15 protein-coding genes are annotated in these 21,688 nt (G+C 49.4%); 10 read left to right on the top strand and 5 right to left on the bottom strand.

Going from position 1 to position 21,688, the window contains the following annotated elements:
• Nucleotides 1–240: 240 nt before the first annotated feature.
• Entirely contained in the window at nt 241–1,869 is a 1,629-nt protein-coding gene (locus tag AC4IFB_RS10040) for a methyl-accepting chemotaxis protein (RefSeq protein WP_490775330.1), read from the bottom strand.
• Nucleotides 1,870–2,441: 572 nt separating this feature from the next.
• On the opposite strand from AC4IFB_RS10040, the gene AC4IFB_RS10045 reads away from it, so the two are divergent.
• From AC4IFB_RS10045 to AC4IFB_RS10070, 6 genes are all read left to right on the top strand, one after another.
• Nucleotides 2,442–4,208, top strand: a complete 1,767-nt coding sequence (locus AC4IFB_RS10045) for a SulP family inorganic anion transporter (protein ID WP_490775331.1) — start codon at nt 2,442–2,444, stop codon at nt 4,206–4,208.
• 63 nt (nt 4,209–4,271) lie between these two features.
• Nucleotides 4,272–5,732, top strand: coding sequence for a complex I subunit 4 family protein (locus AC4IFB_RS10050; RefSeq protein WP_490775332.1), 1,461 nt, complete (start codon nt 4,272–4,274; stop codon nt 5,730–5,732).
• Nucleotides 5,733–5,740: 8 nt separating this feature from the next.
• Nucleotides 5,741–9,058: a DUF2309 domain-containing protein gene (locus AC4IFB_RS10055; protein WP_490780094.1), complete on the top strand. Its 3,318-nt coding sequence runs from the start codon at nt 5,741–5,743 to the stop codon at nt 9,056–9,058.
• Nucleotides 9,051–10,604 carry a proton-conducting transporter transmembrane domain-containing protein gene (locus tag AC4IFB_RS10060; protein ID WP_490775334.1) on the top strand — a complete coding sequence of 518 codons (1,554 nt, stop codon included), beginning with the start codon at nt 9,051–9,053 and terminating at the stop codon, nt 10,602–10,604. Before AC4IFB_RS10055 ends, AC4IFB_RS10060 begins: the two co-directional genes overlap by 8 nt.
• Nucleotides 10,605–10,615: 11 nt before the next feature.
• A complete protein-coding gene (locus AC4IFB_RS10065; protein ID WP_490775335.1) occupies nt 10,616–12,130 on the top strand; it encodes a complex I subunit 4 family protein in 1,515 nt (504 codons plus the stop codon).
• Nucleotides 12,131–12,142: 12 nt separating this feature from the next.
• Nucleotides 12,143–13,645 (top strand): complex I subunit 4 family protein, encoded by a 1,503-nt coding sequence (locus AC4IFB_RS10070; protein ID WP_490775336.1) that lies wholly within the window; start codon nt 12,143–12,145, stop codon nt 13,643–13,645.
• An 81-nt stretch (nt 13,646–13,726) separates the two neighbouring features.
• On the opposite strand, the gene AC4IFB_RS10075 is transcribed toward AC4IFB_RS10070, so the two are convergent.
• Nucleotides 13,727–14,074 carry a PilZ domain-containing protein gene (locus AC4IFB_RS10075; protein WP_490775337.1) on the bottom strand — a complete coding sequence of 116 codons (348 nt, stop codon included), beginning with the start codon at nt 14,072–14,074 and terminating at the stop codon, nt 13,727–13,729.
• 795 nt (nt 14,075–14,869) lie between these two features.
• Nucleotides 14,870–15,184 (bottom strand): hypothetical protein, encoded by a 315-nt coding sequence (locus AC4IFB_RS10080; RefSeq protein ID WP_490780095.1) that lies wholly within the window; start codon nt 15,182–15,184, stop codon nt 14,870–14,872.
• 209 nt (nt 15,185–15,393) lie between these two features.
• Between AC4IFB_RS10080 and AC4IFB_RS10085 the strand changes: the two genes are divergently transcribed.
• Both AC4IFB_RS10085 and AC4IFB_RS10090 read left to right on the top strand, forming a co-directional pair.
• The gene (locus AC4IFB_RS10085) at nt 15,394–16,377 is read left to right on the top strand and encodes a phosphotransferase (RefSeq protein WP_490780096.1); all 984 of its coding nucleotides are present in this window, start codon (nt 15,394–15,396) and stop codon (nt 16,375–16,377) included.
• A complete protein-coding gene (locus AC4IFB_RS10090) occupies nt 16,374–17,285 on the top strand; it encodes a 3'(2'),5'-bisphosphate nucleotidase CysQ family protein (protein ID WP_490780097.1) in 912 nt (303 codons plus the stop codon). Before AC4IFB_RS10085 ends, AC4IFB_RS10090 begins: the two co-directional genes overlap by 4 nt.
• Before the next feature lie 567 nt (nt 17,286–17,852).
• Here AC4IFB_RS10090 and gloA read toward each other — a convergent pair.
• Nucleotides 17,853–18,236, bottom strand: a complete 384-nt coding sequence (gene gloA, locus AC4IFB_RS10095) for a lactoylglutathione lyase (protein ID WP_490780098.1) — start codon at nt 18,234–18,236, stop codon at nt 17,853–17,855.
• Nucleotides 18,237–18,421: 185 nt separating this feature from the next.
• A complete protein-coding gene (locus AC4IFB_RS10100; protein ID WP_490780099.1) occupies nt 18,422–19,486 on the bottom strand; it encodes a hypothetical protein in 1,065 nt (354 codons plus the stop codon).
• Between the two features lie 278 nt (nt 19,487–19,764).
• Between AC4IFB_RS10100 and AC4IFB_RS10105 the strand changes: the two genes are divergently transcribed.
• Nucleotides 19,765–20,001: a BolA/IbaG family iron-sulfur metabolism protein gene (locus tag AC4IFB_RS10105; protein WP_490780100.1), complete on the top strand. Its 237-nt coding sequence runs from the start codon at nt 19,765–19,767 to the stop codon at nt 19,999–20,001.
• 31 nt (nt 20,002–20,032) lie between these two features.
• Complete coding sequence (locus tag AC4IFB_RS10110) at nt 20,033–21,667, top strand: SagB/ThcOx family dehydrogenase (RefSeq protein ID WP_490780101.1); 1,635 nt, start codon at nt 20,033–20,035, stop codon at nt 21,665–21,667.
• Nucleotides 21,668–21,688 lie beyond the last annotated feature (21 nt).

A 21,688-nucleotide genomic window follows, 5' to 3' on the forward strand; every position in this document is an offset into this window, starting at 1 on the left:
TTAAAATTGACTACTGAACTTCACCAGCTATGCAGATTAGCCGTAATATGCCTGCAGATGGTTAGAGGTAGAGTCTGCTCTGATGATCAGAGCGCAATACTATTAACCCTGTGCAGAGTGGGGCCCGGCCCAACCATAAGGCATTAGAAATTCACTAGTTTCGGATAATTACCAACCACCACTATCTGAATTGAACAGGCCAAATCAATTTTGTGGGACAACAGTGATTCAAAACTGATATCAGTCCACTTTAAACCGCCCAACCAACTGAGATATCTGTGTGGAAATCCCATGAAGTTCCAATCCTGTTGCTTCCGTCTGTGCAGTTGAAGTTTTGTTCTGTTGGGATAACTCACCAACACTGGCTGTATTTTTTTCTATCTCTAAAGAGACCGCCTCTTGCTCTTCCGCAGCGCTGGCAATCTCAACATTCATATCCCTGATATTGTGCACAACCTCTGTTATCTCTTTCAAAGCAATGCCTGCCTGAGATGCCTGATTGAGTGTTTCCATTGCATCATCGCGTCGCTCCTCCATCTTTGAGGCAGTTTTACGTGCCCCCTCTTGCAATCGCTCGATGATCTCATTGATCTCACGAGTGGAGGTCTGGGTACGACTGGCTAACGTTCTCACCTCATCTGCAACCACTGCAAAACCGCGTCCCATTTCTCCAGCTCTGGCAGCCTCGATAGCTGCGTTCAAGGCTAACAGATTGGTCTGTTCTGCAATGCCTTTAATCACCGACACCACAACACCGACCTGGGCTGTCTCTTCTTCAAGGGCCTTCATTTCGGCACTCGCCCGGTCAACCCCTTGGGAGAGACCTTCAATCGATTGCAGCGTCTTCTCAACCACATGACTGCCATCCGCCGCTTGCCGATCAGCATTTTCAGCTGCAGCTGCCGCACTGGCAGCACTCTCTGCTACATTTTTTACAGTGGCCGTCATCTCAGTCATTGCTGTTGCCACCTGCCTCATCGCATCATCCTGATAGTCAGCGGTAGCTTTGGAAGTTTTCGCAACAGTTGCCAGTTCTGATGAAAAACTATTCATCTGATGGGAGGATTCGGCAACTTTCCGCACCAGACTTTGTGTCTCCGATGCAAATTGATTAAAGCCAGCTGAAAGTCTTTCCAACTCGACACCACCTTCCAAAGGTAGACGTTTTGTCAGATCCCCATCTCCTGCGCCAATCTCTTCCAATCTGTCTGCAACTCGGTGAATACTGAGTACAATATTGCGACTGTTCAGAAAATTGAGTAACAGACCACAGATGAGTGCCACAATACCCAGACCAGTACCGGTCATAAAAGTATTGTCTACCTCCTCTTTAACCGCCTGCTGAGTCTCAATGACACGTTCAGTCTCTGCAATAATCAGAGGTTGTAACTGCTTGCGGATACTCCCCCAGCTCTTCTGTACCTTGCTGGTAAATTGAGTCTTGGCATCTTGCAGATTGCCCGCCTCTACCTGTTTGATAACAGCCAGTGCACTCGGCACACATTGGGCCCAGAGTTCAGATATCATGCGTACTTTTTCAAGACCTGCAGAATCTCCGGCATAGAGCACTTCCGCCCCTTTCAAAGCCCGATTAAACTGCTCTGCTGCCTTGGCGGCGACCTTGGCAGGGGGAGCCAGCTCCGGCACCATAAGTTTTTTTGCTGCCGCAATAACCACCTGTGAACCCTCAGCCTGCATGGTTCTCAGTAACTCAATCCGTTTCTGATCCTGCTCGATAAAATTGGTGAAATGCTGGCTGACCCGATCAGTGCCAACAAGGGTATAGTAGAGCGCGAAAATAAAAAGTGCCGAGGCGATAGCCGTAACTGTCATCAACTTCGCACGTATAGAAAAATCAGCGCCGATCATCGCATTACTTCTCCGAGTTCTTTAATAATCATTTATCATTGTTATGTTGTATGCGATTTAACGGCAATGGGGTTATTTTCTTAAGAAAAGATTAAGATCATCAAAACGTTACAACTCTGAGCTGAATTGAGAGAAAATTTACAATCAGGGAGGTGCAAAAAAACCCTGTTGCCGCCTCGAATTCAATATAAATGGGTTTCACACCACGGCCATCAGCACTCATTCCTTCATGTCACCAATTGAGCAGACAACCTTGTCGAGAAGAAAAAGAAACCTGGAATAACCGACCAAAATACCCTCTATTCATTAAAATAGCAGAGACCGATAATCGTAATATCACTTTCATTTTTAGCGTGATTCCATTAACCTTGATCAGCTCTAGTAGTAGTATTTCTAGACTGAAAAGGTATAACAACAGCTTACAATGCAGTACGATCGCGCATCCGTGAATAACTAAAAAGCAAGGCAATTTAGTGAAGCCAGGTACGACTTGGCTTGATCGATTGACCCGCGGTGCTGCTCATCACGCCAGATGAAGATGTAAGCGGCAATTTAGGTGGGTGAAAACAACAATGTGGGATCATGTACTGAGTCTGATGGCGGGCTGGAAGCACGCGTTTGTACCTTATCTGCAATGGATCGGCGAACTTAGAAACAAAGACACGGTACGAGCCGATATTATTGCAGGTATCACTGTCGCCCTGGTGCTGGTGCCTCAATCCATGGCCTATGCCCAACTGGCCGGACTACCTGTCTACTATGGGCTCTACGCCTCGTTTCTACCGCCAATGGTTGCTGCTCTGTTTGGTTCCTCAAGACAGCTGGCTACCGGCCCTGTGGCGGTAGTGTCACTGATGACCGCTGCTGCACTCGAACCCCTCGCCACTTCAGCTGATACCTATCTGGCTTACGCCATGCTCCTGGCGCTGATGGTTGGCATATTTCAGATGTTTCTAGGCCTGTTTAAACTCGGGGTTCTGGTCGATTTTCTCTCCCATCCAGTAGTGGTTGGATTTACCAATGCCGGTGCATTGATCATCGCCACCTCACAACTGGGCAAAGTTTTTGGGGTTCATGCTGATCGATCTGAACACCACTATGAAACTGTCTGGAATACCATGCTAGCTGCCTTTGAAGGCACTCACTACCCTACCCTGCTGATCGCGTTGATTGCATTTGGCATCATGTGGGGCATAAAGCGCTTCTATCCTACACTGCCCGGGGTGTTGATCGCGGTGGTCGTCACCACCGTATTAGCCTGGTTGACCAACTTCTCTGAATCGAGTGGCAAGGTGGTAGGAACCATCCCCGATGGCCTGCCAAGCCTGGCCATTCCAACCATGGAACTGACCACCATCTGGACCCTGATCCCGACAGCCATCACCATTTCGCTGATCGGTTTCATGGAAGCGATCTCTATTGCCAAGGCGATGGCCGCACAAACCCGGCAGCGTCTCAATGCCAATCAGGAACTGATTGGCCAGGGTCTTTCCAATGTCTTCTCCGGTATGTTCTCGGGATACCCGGTATCAGGTTCCTTTTCACGCTCAGCGGTTAATATCAACGCCGGTGCAATCACCGGGTTTTCCTCAATTGTCACCGGGGCGGTGGTAGCAATCACCTTGATCTTTTTGACCCCACTGCTGTTTCATCTGCCACAGGCCACTCTGGCGGCGGTGATCATCATGGCGGTTGTTAACCTGATCAAAGTCGGCCCAATCATCCATGCCTGGAAAGCCCAACCCCACGACGCTGTCGTGGCGGTGGTGACCTTTGTTCTGACACTGCTGTTTGCCCCCCATCTCGACAAAGGCATCATGGTCGGAGTGTTACTCTCACTTGGACTCTTTTTGTGGCGTACCATGCGTCCCCGTTTTGCTCAGTTATCCCGTTACAAAGATGGCACCATGCGGGATATCCGAGTACGCAAGCTTCAAACCAGTCCGCTGATTTCCATTGTGAGATTCGATGGCTCCCTCTACTTTGCCAGTGCCGGCTATTTTGAAACCAAAATTCTCGGCGTAGTGGCTGAAAATCCAAAGCTCAAATACATTATTCTCGATGGAGAAGGCATCAACCAGATCGATGCCACCGGCGAGGAAGTGCTGCACCATCTTTGGGAGCGACTGCAGGCTCAGGGTATCACCCTGATTGTGGCCAGGATGAAGAAGCAGTTCATGGACACTATCCGCCGTACCGGCCTGAAAGACAAAATGGGCGACACCACTTTCCACTCCCGTATTGGCCTGGCGCTCAACCATGTCTGGGATGAACTGGGTGACAGTTACGACCGCACCACCTGTCCACTGAGGTCTCCGGTCGCTGCTGATAGAAGCTGATGAGCATCAGTTCGTCCCATGACTGGCGCAGATATCTGACGCTGAGTCAGCTGGCAGGTGCTCATGCCTAACCTCATCTATCTGATGCTGATACCATTTATTGGTGTGGTTACCCTGCTGGTAATGCCGCGAGAGCAATCGCGACTGATTCGCATAACAGCATTGATAGCCTCAGGTGCCACGATGGCGCTGGCCTGGTCCTACTTATCTGCCTTCGACCACAACCAGGCCGGTATTCAATTTATCCATCAAACTGAGTGGAATACCAGGCTTGGTACGACCTTCACCCTGGGGCTGGACGGTTTTTCATACCCCATGGTGCTGCTCGCCACGCTACTGAGTTTTGTTGCTCTGCTCGCTTCCAGCTCTATCCGCCAGAGTGTCAAAGGCTACTATATTCTGATCCTGCTTCTGGAATCAGCAATGCTCGGTGTATTTCTGGCTCAGGACTGGTCACTGTTCTATGTCTTCTGGGAACTGACCCTGATTCCGCTGTTTTTCCTGATCGACCGATGGGGTGGCCAGAACCGTCATGGTGCCGCCTTGAACTTCGTGCTCTATACGATGGGTGGATCGGTGTTCATGCTGATCAGTCTGCTGGTTTTGTTCGATTCAGCACCTGGTCACAGTTTTGCCATGGCAGACATGAGCGAAAGCAGCCGCCTGCTTCCCCAACAAACCCAGATACTGATTTTTCTGGGGTTGTTAATCGGTTTTGGCGTCAAAATGCCGATCTTCCCACTCCACGGCTGGTTACCGCTGGCTCATGTGGAGGCCCCCAGCCCGGTATCGATTCTACTTTCAGGCATCTTACTCAAGATGGGTTCCTATGGGTTGATCCGTGCAGCAGGTATGCTGCCTGAAGCGGTGATGGCACTTCAGGAAGTTCTCGCCATGCTCGCATTTATCAGTCTGATTTATGGTGGCCTGCTCGCCTGGCGACACAGTGACCTCAAAGCTATGATCGCTTACTCATCAATCAGTCACATGGGGGTTGTTCTTCTTGGCATTGCAGCCCTGAATCTTGCCGGACTGCATGGTGCATTGATGCAGATGGTGGCCCACGGCCTCGTCGCAGGATCACTGTTTCTGTTAATCGGACTGCTCTACGAAAGAACCCATACCAGAAATGTCATGGACTACAGCTCTCTGGTCAGGGTAATGCCCAGGTTTGCCTTTTTTACCACACTCGCATTCATCGCCGCAGTCTCCCTACCGGGAACAGCGGGGTTTGTAGCAGAATTGAATACCTTAATAGGCGCTTTTTCCCGTTGGGGCTGGGGGGCAGCACTACTGACCCTTGGGGTACTGCTTAGTGCAGCCTACGCTGTACGCACTATCAGTTACCTGTTTACCGGTCCAGTACGTCCAGACATGCAGGATGTCCAGGATCTAAGACCATCCGAACTGCTCGCAGCAGGTACCCTGGCAGCCTTTACCCTGCTGTTCGGTTTCCTGCCGACTCCTGTGTTGAATCTGGTTAATGCCTCAGCAACCCAGCTCTCTGAATTATTCAAATTGTGAGGGACGGTATGCAACAAGCACAAAGCCAAGATATCCGTCAGCAAATCAGAGAAGCCGTTGAGCATCTGGATCACAGCCTGCCAAGTCAGGCGCCAATACGGGATTTCGTCCACCACAATACACTACACGGATATCAACACCTCCCCTTTCCGGAAGCCTTAGCGACAGCCCGTCGACTAACCGGCGCAAGGGGCTACCTCCCACTGCAGCAGTATCAGATGCTACTCCGTCAGGGGCGAATAAATCTCAATGACTTGAAAGCGTGTATTGAAGAAGAGACCGAGTTACAGCCAAACCAGATTCTGGCAAAGACCGGCCGCTATGAGTTGAAATGCAGTGATCTCTATCTCGCGGCATTGACCATGCCACCGCTGAGTGTTTCAAGCTGTCAGCTCAACTGGCAGATCGAAGAGACAGATGCACTACACAAGCTCAACCCAGAGCTACCTGAAACTGCCCGTAAGCAACTTCTCAATGACGCAACCACTGAGGGCTTAACGGACGAATCAGCGAGTGTTGAAGACCTATGGGCCGCCTGTCTCTCTGTGCTGAATATATCTTATGATCCTACTCATCCTGAAGAGCTATTCGACTTGGCCCCTGAACTGGCAGAGAGCCTGCTGAATGATCTGCTTGAGGGTGCAAGCAGTAGCCAGGAATCCCCCGATAGCGTCTCTCAATTGATGCAAAACGTAGCCCATGAAAGATTGGCTGAGCAGATGGATCAACTTGGTCAGGGTAAAACAATGCGCGATCTGCTGCTCTCCCTGACGGGTCAGGATCTGCTGGAACAGATCCGACCTCAGCTGATCAGAGGATTGTCCAATTTTCTCGATCAGGGCGTATCCAGCTGGCAGCCCGATTTTGAGGCCGGTGGTTTCTACCACTTCTGGCTAAAACAGGCTGCAACTGATCCCAGCTGGCATCTCATGGGCATCGAAGCCTGGGAACAACATTTCGAACTGCTTGATAGTGATCCCCTGGAAACTATCATCAGCGAACTCTATCGCATGGGTCTTGATCGAAAGTATTGGGTGGGCTACCTGGAGAGTCTGGCACTGGAGCTGCCAGGCTGGTCAGGAATGGTGCTATGGCGACACAACCACCCGGATTATGAAGACCTCACTGCGAAAATCGATATCATCGACTACCTCGCGGTTCGCCTGGTACTGGAGAGAGTTTTTGCCCATAACCTCTGTGCCCAGCATTTCCAAATTGAATCCAGCCTCGACATGCTGCGCTGGTATTTCAGGCATCAAACCGATGAATTCACCGTCAGGGATGCGCTCTTCAACAGCCGCTTGCCAGAGTATATTGCCAGTCGCGCTCAACGGGCTCTACATGCTCCGGAACAGGAAGAAGCATTGGCCAGCTCAACCCGCTGGAAACACCTTGCCCAGCTGATCTGGACCTGGCGTTTGAGTAGCGGACAGTCCGAGACAAGCCATCACCCAACCCTCTGTGATGGTGCCTGGCCACTATTTCAGCTTGCCCAGCACCTGGGTTTATGTGGTGCCGAAGTGCGCCAACTCTCATTCGAACAGGTGCAAACAATTTTTGACACTCTGCAGCGCCTGGATGAGGATCGCCAGGGCTATCTTTGGTTACGCGCCTATGAAAAACAGTATCGGGATAAAATACTCACAGCCCTGGCACAAAATCATGGGCGTGGCGCCTGGCCGGATCGTAAACAGATACCTGCTGCGCAACTGATCTTCTGTATGGATGACCGGGAGGAAGGTATCCGCCGACATCTTGAGGAGATCTATCCGGAAGTAGAAACCCTTGGGGCCGCGGCCCATTTCAATGTCCCGCATAACTGGAAAGGGCTGGATGATAAGAAGAGCAGCCCGCTCTCTCCAGTCATTCCTGCACCAGTGATACCTGTTCACCAGGTTTGTGAAGAGCCGGCAAAAGAGATGGCAGACCTGGGAACAGAACATCGGCAGCGTCACAACTTTCGCAAGCAGGGTCATCAACGGTTACTGCAGATGACCCGTCGGGGTCTATTCCTGCCGGGTTTAATCTCAGCCCTCGCAGCACCAATAACCATCCCTGTATTAATTGGTAAAATTGTCGCCCCAGGTCTGTTCGGCGAGTTGCAACAACGGTTGAGAAAAGGGTATGAAAAAGAGCCAACCACCCGTATCGATTTTGTCGCACCTAATGACAGCGCAGAAGCAACCATCGAAAACCCTCGCCAGGGTTTTACCGATCTGGAACAGGCTGATCGGGTAGAAACACTACTACGCGCCACAGGCCTTACAGGTGACTTCTCCTCGATTGTCACCATCCTCGGACATGGCTCTCTGAATCAGAACAACCCCCATACTTCGGCCTACAACTGCGGTGCCTGCTCTGGTCGATTCAGTGGTCCCAATGCCCGCCTGGTCGCTGCCATGGCCAACCGACCCGAGGTTCGTACGCTGCTTACCGAGCGAGACATTCATATTCCAGAGGGATGCTGGTTCATCGGAGCCGAACACGATACCTGCAGTGACCACATCCTCTGGTATGACCTTGATCTGGTTCCAGATAATCTGCAGCCGGAAGTCGAAAAGCTTGACCAGGCAATGCAACTGGCCTGTCAACGACACGCCCAGGAGCGCTGCCGCCGTTTTGCCTCCGCTTCAGATAAGCTAAGCCCACAACAGGCCTTGAAGCATGTTAACGCCCGAGCAAACGACTTCTCCCAAGCTCGCCCGGAGTTGGGCCATGCAACCAATGCCTGTGCATTTTTCGGTCGACGCAGTATCAGTCGTGGCGCATTTTTCGACCGACGCTCATTTCTCATCTCCTATGATGCCTCCCAGGATCCGGAGGGTGAAATACTGGAGCGCCACCTACTTATCAATGGTGCCGTTGGCGCCGGCATCAGCCTCGAATACTACTTCTCTACCGTTGACAATGAGCTGTATGGATCAGGCTCCAAGGTAACCCACAACGTAACCGGTTTTCTGGGTGTTATGGAGGGTGCCAGCTCTGATCTTAGAACGGGTCTTCCCCGTCAAATGATCGAGATACATGAAGCGATGCGACTGTTGGTCGTGGTCGAAGCCACAACAGATATTCTGACAATGATCTACAAACGACAACCCCCAGTGCAGGAGTTGGTGGGGAATGCCTGGGTGCAGTTGGTATCTCTGCATCCAGAGAACGGTGAAATGAATATCTTTAATCCTCAGCAGGGATGGGTGCCCTGGCAACCAGAGGATGAGAGAGCTGTTGCCAAAGTAGCACGGTCCGATGCGTGGTATCTCGGTCATTCAGGAGCCATCTCTCCCGCTCTGATTGAACCCCATGCAGAGGGGGGCGCCCATGGTTGAACAAGCTGTTTTGATAGTACCTCTCGCCTACTGGTTGGCCGCCGGCCTGATCAGTCTGGGTTATATCCTGAATAGTAATCGTGGTGAACAGGGAGAACATCAGACTGCTCATGTTGCCTTGGCTGGGGCAACAATCTCATTCCTGGCCAGCCTGTTATTAGCCGCCTTCGCCCTCTGGCAAGGCGCGCCTGGACAGATCACCTTTGGAGAGTGGTTCCAGAGTGGCGAAGTCAAGCTGTCGATCAGTTTCAGCCTCGATACACTGGGTCTTTCACTGCTTCCTGTTGTAACCCTGATTGCTCTCTTGACGCTGAAATTTTCAGTCAACTATCTACACCGTGAACCGGGCTTCCAGCGTCTGTTTATACTCCTCAGCCTCTTCTCCGGTGCCATGTCACTAATTGTTATTGCTGGTAATGCAGTACTGGCTTTCGTCGGCTGGGAGATTGCCGGAGTCACTTCATATCTGCTGATCGGCTATGCCATCGACCGAACCACTGCCACCAAGAATGCGGTGCGCGTATTTGTCACCAATCGCATTGGCGATGCAGGTTTCATCCTCGGAATCGCCCTCTCCCTCTACTGGCTTGGCAGTGTTGAATGGCCTGAGATTGCGCACCACGGCAGTGAACTGGATACCCTGGCGGCCGGTGCAGTGGTGGCAGGCTTCAGCATCGCAGCCCTGGCCAAGTCGGCCCAGTTGCCCTTCTCTCCCTGGATCTCCAGAGCCCTCGAAGGCCCAACCCCAACATCCGCTATTTTCTACGGCTCACTGATGGTACACGCCGGTGTGATACTGATGATTCGTCTCGCACCGCTACTTGAACAGGCGCCAGTAATCATGATCCTGCTGGCTCTGCTTGGATTACTTACGGTCGCCTACGGCTGGCTCTCCGGGCTGAGTCAGACCGATATCAAAAGCTCTCTGATGTTCGCCACAACCACTCAGGTCGGCTGGATGTTCTTCTGGTGTGGCATGGGTTGGTTTACCCTGGCTGCCTGGCACCTGGCACTGCATGCCATATGGCGCGCATTCCAGTTTCTTGCCTCCCCTGGATTGGTGAATCAGATAGATCAGGCAACCCCGCCCGTCCCTTCATGGCTGGCACATCACAGCTGGCTGCATCGAGCATCATTACAGCGATTCTGGCTCGATCCCCTGGCAGATGTACTACTGGTCAGGCCAACAAACTCCCTGGCACGGGATGTTCAGTTTTTCGATGAGCAGGTGGTAACCCGACTGGTTGGACTCCCTGTCTACTCCCGCAGCGTCTCTTCGCTGAGTCAATGGCAAGCGATGCAACGTGATGAGACAAACGGTACAGAGGGCGTAAATCAAGCCACGGGTGTTGCCGGGCGTATCATGGCCTGGTTGGCAGATATACTCTATTGGTTCGAGTCTCATCTGGTGCTGCGTGAAGGTGGGGCAAGTCTATGGGGAACCTTGCGTCGCATAGGAACCCAGTTGGAACGAGTTGAGCAACTGCTGGCTGAACCTCGCTATCTGTTTCTTCTGGTCATGGCGACCTTTGCGGTAATACTCTAAGGGGGCCTGGGGTGACTATAGATACCATCCACTGGTCGAACCAAATCGGCTATCCAATTCTTACCCTGCTGCAATTGCTGCCACTGGTGGCGGTTGTAGTGATGTGGGGATTGCGTCGGCATAATCTGCTGGTCCCAATAGGACTCCTGGCAGCCTCGTTGGAACTGCTGTTGGGGATAGACCTATGGCGTCACTATGACAGCAGTATCAGCAGCATGCAGTTCAGTGAAACAGCCCAGATCTTCTCCTCACTGACCTATCTCTCAGGAGTGGATGGACTATCCGTCGTCTTTATTCTTCTAACCGGGTTGTTGACCCTGTTGGTGATCCTCTACGGTACAGTTCGAGAACTCAAACCATTCAGCCATCTCTACATGAGCATCTTTGCCGTACAGGCCTGTCTGATGGGCATGTTCGTCACCCTCAATCTGCTGATGTTCGTACTGCTCTCTGCCATACAGATCGGTGTCGTCGGTTTTCTGCTCTGGCGCTGGGGCAACTCCCCGGACAAAGACATGGCGATGCGGCGTTTTTTCCAATTCATGTCGATCAGTATCCTGCTTCTGGTGACGGGCACCCTGCTGTTGGGATGGAACTACGCAGACAGTCATCAGGGGGTTTGGGCCTTCGATCTGATTCAACTGGCCCAGGCACCGGTTTCAGAGACCTTCAGATCAGTCGCCTTTTTCCTTTTGTTCTATGGTCTTGCCATCCGCACCCCCCTGTTTCCTCTGCATGGCTGGCTACCCCTGGTGGCCGAGCATGGCAATGTCGCAGTAGCTCCAACCCTGCTGCTTGGTCTAAAAATCGGCATCTATGGACTATTGCGGTTTGTGCTGCCACTACTGCCAACAGCAGTCATCGAATGGCACAGCTATGTGGTTGCATTCGCCCTCTGCGGTATTTTCTATGCGGCTTTTCTCGCCATGATGCAGGATAATCTGCGCCGCCTGCTGGCCTATGCCGTAATTTCACACACCGGCATCCTGATCCTTGGGGTGTTCAGTCTTGAGCACGCTGCATTTATGGGGAGCGTTATCCTCTCAGTGACCTTTGGACTGGCTCTTGCGGCCCTGGTCTTCACCACCGGACTGCTCTATCGCCGAACCCAAACCACACTGCTGAAAAACCTGGGCGGTCTGTTCGATACCCTGCCCTTTTTAGGTATCACATTTCTCATTGGCGGTCTGGCCATCATCGGCATGCCAGGCACCCCCGGCTTCGATGCAGTGCATCTGATTCTCGAATCTGCAATTCATGAATTTGGCGCCCTGGTAACAATCGCTTCAGCACTGGGAAATGTTGTCGCTGCCGGCTTTTTGTTGTGGGCCTTTCAAAGGGCATTTCTTGCCCCACGCCCCAGTGGCGTGCGCCCCTTTCAGATAATATCGGTGTCCAAGTCTGAAGTCTTTGTGGTCAGCGCATTGGTGCTTGTACTGCTAAGTGCAGGATTCTATATCGAGCCATGGCTGAAGCTCATTGACCAACCATTGTCGGCACTCAGTGCCCTCTACTCATCCCATTGAGATGCATCCACTATGGGCCGAATTGAAACACTCATGAACCTGCCGCTGCTCTCCACGCTACTGCTATTACCCCTGGTCGGTGTCATAGCCATATGGTTATTGCCTTGGGTAAAACCAAGAGTAACGGCACTGGTAACTTTGAGCCTGGCTCTGATACCCGCACTCTCGGCGCTACTACTTCTGGATACACAAAGCAGCAATTTTCAGTTCGTTGAGCAATACCCCTGGATACCAGCTGTGGATGCCCATTTCAGATTTGGCATCGATGGCATCTCAGCACCCTTTCTGCCACTGACGATTATTCTGTTTATTGCTGTAACCCTGGCATCCTGGAATCGCATTCAAAACCTGACGCCGGTCTACTTCAGCCTGCTGCTGCTATTTGCCACGGCCACACTCGGTGTCTTTATGAGTATCGACACCCTGGCTTTTTTTCTCTTTTGGGAACTCACCCTCGCGCCGCTCTACTTTCTTATCAGCTTGTGGGGCATTGGTCCCCATCGCCGCTATGCAGCTACCAAATACACCCTGTTCATGTTGGCTGGTGGCATACCACTGCTGTTGGCATTCACTGTATTGGCGATCAATCACGCAGAGATCATGGGGGCAACACCACCCGCCGGGCTCTCATTTGACTACCTGACCCTGATCGACACCCCACTACCCATGGGTTTGGAAACTGTTGTATTTCTCTTTCTATTGTTCGGTTTTGCAGTCAAAACACCCCTCTTCCCACTCCACACCTGGCTACCGATTGTTGCACTCGAAGGGCCGGTTCCTATCGCAGCACTGCTGGTTGGTTTAAAACTTGGCGCTTACGGATTGATTCGCTTTGCAATCCCCCTGGCACCGACAGCGGCACAGGAACTCCACTGGTTACTCGCCGGACTCGGTGTAATCGGAATTCTTTATGGTGCCTTGGCGGCACTGAATCAAACCAACCTGCGACGCATGCTCGCCTACTCCTCCATGAGCCATGTCGGTTTAGTGGTACTGGGCTTAGCCGCTTTTAATCAACAAGGCCTGCAAGGGGCAGTTTTCCAACTCTACAATTTTGTAATTATCGCCGGCGGACTCTTTCTGTTGACCGGCTATCTACATCATCGATTAGGATCAACCGATCTGATCCACCTGGGGGGCGCAGCTCAATCCATGCCCCTGCTTGCCGCCTTCTTCATGTTCCTTGGACTCGCCTCACTCGGCATACCGGGCACCAGTGGATTCCCTGCAGAGTTGCTGATACTGATCAGCGCACTGAACACCCACACAGGCGCCGGACTGGCAGCACTCTTCGGAATGATTATCGGTGCAGGCTATCTGCTGAACAGCTATCGAAAATGTTTTTATGGGCCACTCACCGACAACCAGGTTCGCACAGCCCAAGACCTGCGACCCCGTGAGCTTATTACCATGATGGTGTTTTCACTCCTGGTGTTGATCTTTGGATTATTTCCAGGGCAGGTATTGGAAGTAACAAAGGTTACTGCGGAAGCTTGGTTATCCAGACTTCAGTGATGTTATTGAAAACCATGCTGTCCATTCCACAGAAATAGGCTTGAAGCAGAATACTCAGTGTTTGCTTGAACAAACCTCAAATTAATCAGATCTAATATCTGATTCTACGAGTGCCCTTTGCAGGGGTATATCCAACTCACTGAGGAGTTTGAAATAGGCTCGGGTTGTATCCCTGCTCATACCATAAAACATGATTCCAGTTGTTTCTTTGGAGTTGTGAACTACAAAACCACTTATTAGATATTTCTCACCTTGAATCAGTATTCTCAGTAAAACTACTCCATTCAGTCCCAAAGATAGGCTATCGCTTTGAAGCTTCATCCCTCCAAGACTGATATCTTTAGTTGTCATTCTTCCAATATGATTGTCTTTTTTGAAGACATCAACATCCAGGGACACTTTCATGCGTGGATAGTAGCGATGTTCCACTGTTTGCTCCTGGCGATCGTTATGGTCTTTCTATCTAGACCCTAGTGGATTGATTTTGTTTTTACTCATAGATATTTTCGATAAAACCTTATGCAAATAAATAATGGCTTTCGCATACCCCCATTGCTTTATTACTAAAATCTATATCAATCATCAGATATTCTGATACTTGTTCCAATTCTTCTCTTCGGCTGATCACTAAACAGATACTTTAGTAACTTTAAGTATGGCTAATATTCATGACACCAATGTCCAATTAAGGTTACAGCCGACTGACCAAGATCAACTATCCATCACTTTTTTCCTATTTATCAGTGTTATATTGTTTGTAATATAACTACCTGACTGGAGCATTAGAGACTTGCACTCATAGGGAGTAGATCTATTGCAGTTAGGTATTGACAGAAAAGTAAAGTTGAGCGCGAAGGATACTCTCCTCTCTCCTAGTTGCGGGAGAATGGCTTGAGGAAGGGGGGGACGTTCATCAACACCATCATCCGCATCAAATATCGGAACAATAAGGATTGATGGATTTTACCTGTTACGTTTCAATACTTAATACGAGGGAAATAAACATCGCTTTAAAAGCGCGAGAACCTATTAACTCTTTTTTCTATGGAAGTAGTTGCAGCCCCTCATCCTGTGCGGCTAATGCTTTTTATCTCAAACCTCACTCGATATTGAGAATTAAACAAAATTAATTCGTTAACAAGATAGTGATCTAAGTTAATGGCATAGCTGTAAGTTACTTTGAGAAAAAACTCTCTAATAGATCGTACACCATCAATCTCTAAATCACAGAATATCGAACCAATGTTTGAGCTTTTCCTTATCGCTCAAAGGAAACCAGATACGACGCTGCTGGCCACTGCCATCACCATGTATCGCTGTTAACGTATAGTAGACAACAACACCTTCACCACTATGGCCATACTGGCGCATTGCATACATATCTTCTGGTAAATCCCGGTAGGCTGAGGAAATCACTTTATCGATACTATCCGTTGGTATCGCTGTAGCAGCTGTTCCGTGGGTTCCCCTTACCCACAGCGTAGCGTTGGCAGCTTGATGTAGATCTATTTCAATCCATATCCGATAACCATAACTCATAGCCTACGGGAAATATAATTCAGAGTCATCACATGCAATAATTTTATCCTATAGCCAGTAGGGCCTGCTACTGAACAGGTTCATGTTGATAGACAGTTTTCTGTTGCTGTAATCGAATAGAATTTCCTACCACAGACAAATCCTGCTAGATTATGAGTAATTACACCATACCCCTCTCTCCCCAGTAGCGAAGATGTTTGACCTAATCAATGCATTCACATATACGAGATATTATCCTTAGTACCACTGGTGCCAGCGATCTTTTTCCTGGAGGAACAATTCAATCTCTATGGAGTGGATATGGCAGCCTTGATCGCTATGGACTGATCGGCTCAGAACTCAATAGCGTAGTAGTGAAGCATGTTCGTATGCCTGATCAGAGTAACCATCCGCGCGGTTGGAATACTGACCTTTCTCATAAACGTAAGCAACACTCCTATGAAGTTGAGACCAATTGGTATGAACATTGGGCAACAGAGTGTGACGACCATTGCCGCATCCCCCACTGCCTGGCTATAGAACACCATGATGATGAGGTGCTGATGGTACTGGAGGATCTGGACAGCAGCGGTTTCCCATTGAGAAAAGACAGTGTCAGTAAACAAGAGATGCTGACTTGTCTGAACTGGCTGGCCCATTTCCATGCCACTTTTATGGGGCGCAAACCGCAAGGACTGTGGAAGATTGGTAGCTATTGGCATTTAGATACCCGACCGGATGAGTTGGCGGCGATGGAAGATGATGAACTGAAACTGGCCGCCTCAATGCTTGATGCAACATTAAATAAGGCACCATTCCAAACCCTTGTACATGGCGATGCCAAGTTAGCCAACTTCTGTTTTTCTGATACAGGAAGCAAAATTGCTGCAGTGGACTTTCAATATGTCGGTGGTGGTTGCGGCATGAAAGATATCGCCTACTTTATCAGTAGTTGCCTTGATGAAACGGCATGTGAAGAATTGGAATCAACACTGCTCGACAGCTACTTCAACGCGTTAAAACAAGCCCTGGCAATTCACCAGCCTGAAATCGACGGCTCAGAGGTTGAAGAGGCCTGGCGTCCTCTCTACAGTGTTGCCTGGACTGATTTCTATCGTTTCCTGAAAGGCTGGAGTCCTGGACACTGGAAAATCCATAGCTACAGCGAACGCCTTGCCCACGAAGTGATCAATCAACTACAAATCAGCCAATGAGTTTCAGCAGAGAACAACTTCAAAATCTTACCAAACAGGCAATAGATGCAGCGCGAACAGCAGGCGAATTGATTGCAGAGCATCGCAATCAGGATATTACCATTGGAGAAAAAGCAATCGGAACCAGTCAGGCTTCACAGATCATCACCGATGTAGATCATAAAGCACAAGCGGTTATTCTTGAGCAGCTTCTCCCCAGCCTGAAGGATTATGATCTTGCCTTGCTTACCGAGGAAGCTCCTGATGATGGAAGAAGGCATAACAAGCCAGCTTTCTGGTGCATTGACCCGATGGATGGCACTTTGGCTTTTGCCAACAACAAACCAGGCTTTTCTGTCTCGATCTCATTGGTGGCTCGAAATGGCTCACCACTGATCGGTGTTGTATATGACCCTGTAGAGAAAACAACCTACCATGCTCTGCATAACCAAGGCGCTTTCAAGAACAATCACCCCATCACGCCTCCCCAACTCGACATGAACCGGCCACTCACACTACGCACAGACTATAGCTTTCAATCAGACACCCGCTTACAGCAGACCCAATCAGGGCTGGAGACAATAGCTGATAGAATCGGTGTTGAAGGCGCTGAAATTGAGTTTCACATAGGCGCAGTATCAAACGCCTGCTCTGTTCTTGAAGAGCCAAATACCTGCTACTTTAAATACCCTCATCCCGACGCAAGTGGTGGCAGTTTATGGGACTATGCTGCAACTGCATGTATCTGCCAAGAAGCAGGCGCTGTGGCCAGCGATATATTTGGCAATCCTATGGATCTCAACAGAGTGGACAGCACTTTCATGAATCACCGAGGCCTTCTATTCGCTGGACACAAAATGCTCGCAAAAGAGATCATTGCATTAAATGAGCGCCTCAACCACGACTATAATAAAAGCTCGCAAGAATAATTTCTTGGTATCTTTGAACAACAGATACCGAGCCCCCTTAGAAATAGATATTCAATATGGTTGATAAGTGATACCCGTTAAAAGACAGGCTCTATCTACACTAAATTATTTAACTACCAGACAGGCTGAAATATTATGACCCGGCTGTTGCGACATACACTCACTACTCTTCACAACTAATTCATATGTTGTAGGGTGCGGCCCTGCCGCACCATGCCAGACTTTAACGAAAACCAGCTGGCGATCGGGTTAACAGAGTTTATTCTATTCAGACTAATGTGAGATCAAGCAGTGTAAAGAGGGTTTATGTTGAATCGACACCCTTATGGTGCGGCAGGGCCGCACCCTACATCGCATGTCTTATTAAACCTGCAGTGAAATACTAATTGTTTAGGAGTTGGTATTGAGATCTACAGAATTAACGACCTGAATCATGCTTTTCAACACTGAGAGATGGACGGTATTTGTTACAGTCTCTTAGTTTCTGAAATGGCTGAATCTTTGAAGCTATCCCGCAAACTTCCAAGAGCAGCCTCTCTCGGTAAAAAAACAGAACTTTCAAATAAACTATTTAGCTCCGATAAGCTCAATGGAATAACCATCAGGATCTTCAACAAAAGCAATGATTGTTGCGCCAGCATTCATTGGGCCTGCCGGCCGAATTATCTTACCCCCCAACTTATTAATCTCATCAGTAGCTTGGTAGACATCATCCACTTCGATTGCAAGATGACCGAAACCGTTATCCATATCATACTTGTCAGTATCCCAATTATGGGTCAACTCAATCACACTATTCTCAGATTCATCACCATAGCCTAAAAAGGCTAAAGTAAACTTACCTTCCGGATACTCTTTTTGTCGTAGCAGGGACATGCCAAGTACCTGGGTATAAAAGTCGATTGATCGTTGTAGATCACCGACCCGAATCATGGTGTGTAGCAGACGCATATTGAACTCTCTCCTCGATTATACAAATCAAAAATAATTTTTCGCTTACAAATATCTACACAGCGTCCAAGCATCTGCTTTCAGGACGGCAAGAGTGGTGCCCCGTTAACACTATAGTGATCGAAATTATTAACCCGGCAATTAAATATATCGTCTTCAGCCACTATAGATTGCCTAAATATAATCTAGCAAACGGTTCTCAGGGACTCCAAAGCTCTGGACTGCCAATTCAAAACAGCGGATTTAACTGACATCTTTTTTGCGAGATCTGGATTGATCTCTTTTATTTCATTCGCGGCAAAGTTACAGAGAAAATTGGCTTTCATTTCTGCACGAGCACGATCAACACCCACATCCTGAAAAGGCACTGATGCCAGTAATAGAAAGCCGTCGTCTGGAATTCGTCCTGCATTCATATTGTTCTGGATAATGCCTGCTGCTTTTTGTATCGGGTCAGCAAGACTCGGGCTGTAGGGCCCGATGATCAATGCGATGTTGGGCATGTGCAGAAAATCAAAACCACGCCCAATACAGATCATCCACTCCCTGTGGACTATATCGAGTTCACGCTGCATTTGACGGGACTCTTCGACATGATCAAGATTGCCGGCAATCAATGGAAGCAGATCCTCACGCATCTGTTGAGACATGTCGGGGAAGAGCGCTTCCAAACGGGGTCTCAGGGTGTCCCTTTCAAAGGACTTGATCTCAGCCATGTTCAGTAATTCGCCGTTACTACCATGCAGAATCAAGGCATCTTCATCTGTTTCGAAACCACATACGATGGGATAAACCGTTTGATGGCCAGCACCAAATACCGCTTCGACCTGGCGCTTGATTTGGTAAGTGTGAGCTTTTGCTGCCTCAGTGTCGTAGTTAAAGCCGGCACAACCCCGTTGGGGATCACCCTTCGAGTAGTGGTAAGTTATCAAGATCATGGTGTGCCGGCCATCCGCAGTCACACTTTGTACATAGCTGGCCAGAACCTCACCCAGGTGGGGCCACCCCAAATCGAACATCCCCCCCAGATTACGAAATGGCTGAATGATTCCCTTGGGCGTGTTGGTGGCGATTGGAATATTGATACGCCCATCCATACACTTGAGTACTGCGATAGCTGTAGGGTGTTCCGCAAGATAGCGCGTGCGGGCCAACCAGCTTTCCGGACTGCTGTAGGTAGTTGAGTGCTGATTAGCATGGTTAAACAGCCACTCGATACGATCCTGAATCGGTTTATTGTATAGATCCATAGTCACCTTCCCGCTTTTTTATTAGAAAGTTGCCTCATCACTCACCAGTATGTCAACTATTTGCGCTTTCGGCTGACTTGTTTCTCCGACTGGAGCACAGCCCAGGGAGACACTAGAGATCACTATACCTTACCTATCCTGTATACACTGGCCTGGTCATTGATAATCCTTCACTAGCTCAGCCAAATTAAGCTATTTCCACAAAATCCCCATCGAAACAGACTAGGGCCTGAATCCATGAGATGATAAGCTAATGCAATTGAATAACGAGATTAGATATGAATGAACAAGAGTTGATGAGTCGCATCAAAGGGCTCTATCCAGATGCTGAAATCACAGTTGCCGGGGAGAACTGCAGCTTTGAGGTCAATGTCACATCACCCGCTTTTGCTGATATGAAAAGCCTGCAAAGACAACGCTCAATTCTGACTTTGTTCAACCAGGAGATCGCCAGTGGCGAATTGCATGCATTGACTGTGCGCGCTAAAACTCCTGATGAGAATGCAGCATCTTAAGCATGTTGCTGAAAATTCATCTGATATAGGCATGAAAACCGATACTCAGCAGCGGGCCCTGGAACTTGTACGTGCTTATCATGATCGAACCAAACATCGCTTAGACAAATATGCAGCAGGCCCTGATTTTCTAGACTGGGAGCAACAACCAGACCCATTCAGACGCTTCGAACCAGCCTCATCGATACAACTCCCTCTCGATTTAGACGACCTGCCAGATCCCAGCCTGAATGAACTTAAAGATCATCAACCTCATGTTGCACTGCAAGAGTGGGGGCTGAAAGAGATCTCCAGTCTACTCCGCTTCAGTATGGGATTAGCCGCCTGGAAAGTCTATGGCCCGGATCGCTGGTCACTGCGCTGCAATCCCTCCAGTGGCAACCTGCACCCCACAGAAGTTTATCTCGTGGTGCACGGTCTAAGTGCACTAAAAGATGGTGTCTACCACTATGCCCCCTATCACCATATTTTAGAGTTGAGGGCTGAGATTCCTGCAGATGTAAACGATATCAACACACCCACTATCATGGTCGGATTAAGCAGCATCGCCTGGCGTGAAGCCTGGAAATATGGTGAACGGGCCTACCGCTATGTACAGCTGGATATTGGTCATGCTATCGGTGCACTTGCCTATTCAGCTGCAACCCTTGGATGTTTTCTTGATCGTATTCCCTTGTCACCTATCGAGTTGGCAAAACTATTGGGGCTTAGCAGAACAGAAGATTTCGATGGCGCCGAAGCTGAATATCCGGATCTACTGCTCAGACTTTGCAGCAACCAGAGCGAACAGGTTCCTCAGCAGTCGAACGAAAAACTGATTTCCGCCCTCTCTTCAACTGATTGGCATGGTCGTGCCAATCGGCTCAGTGATCACCCCAAACACCAATGGCCGATCATCGATAAGGTAGAGCAAACTCTGAAAACCTGCCCTCCCTGTCAGCAGGGCGCATTACATGATATGGCATTGCCTGAAGCCACCCCTGCACCTGACCAATCCGCACGCCAGATCATTTTACAACGACGCAGCGCACAAGCTTTCAACGGCAAGGCGATGCTAAAACAATCGGTTTTCTATGAGATGCTCGACAACTGTTTGCCGAGACCTCTTGAACTGCCATGGAAGAGCTGGCCTTTTCAATCCAGGTTACACTTGCTGCTATTTGTCCACCGGGTAGATGGCCTCGCGCCAGGACTCTACCTGTTGCTGAGATCCCATCAATCTCTACAGCAATTCAAAGAGAGTACTGAACAGGAGTTTGATTGGGAAAAGGTTGAAGATACTCCCTCTCACCTGCCCCTCTACCGACTGATCAGCACAGAAGTCAAAAAAGCAGCCCGCGCACTCTCCTGCCACCAGGATATTGCCGCCAGTAGTTTTTTCAGTCTCGGTATGCTGGCGGAATTTGATCTTGCTCTGGATCAGTCTGGCCCCCAAATCTATCCCGAACTTTTCTGGGAGGCCGGCCTGATTGGCCAGGTGCTCTACTTACAGGCCGAAGCTCATGGAGTTCGAGGTACAGGTATCGGCTGTTTTTTTGATGATGCTGTGCACGATCTGCTGGGATTGAAGGATAGTCGCTTTCAAAGCCTCTACCATTTCACCGTTGGCCAAGCAAAAGCTGACAACAGATTACAAACACTACCACCCTATGAACATTTGTTATGATGAATAAAACTGGAACCTCTG

It is taken from the genome of Candidatus Thiodiazotropha sp. AKIB8, from assembly GCF_058244675.1.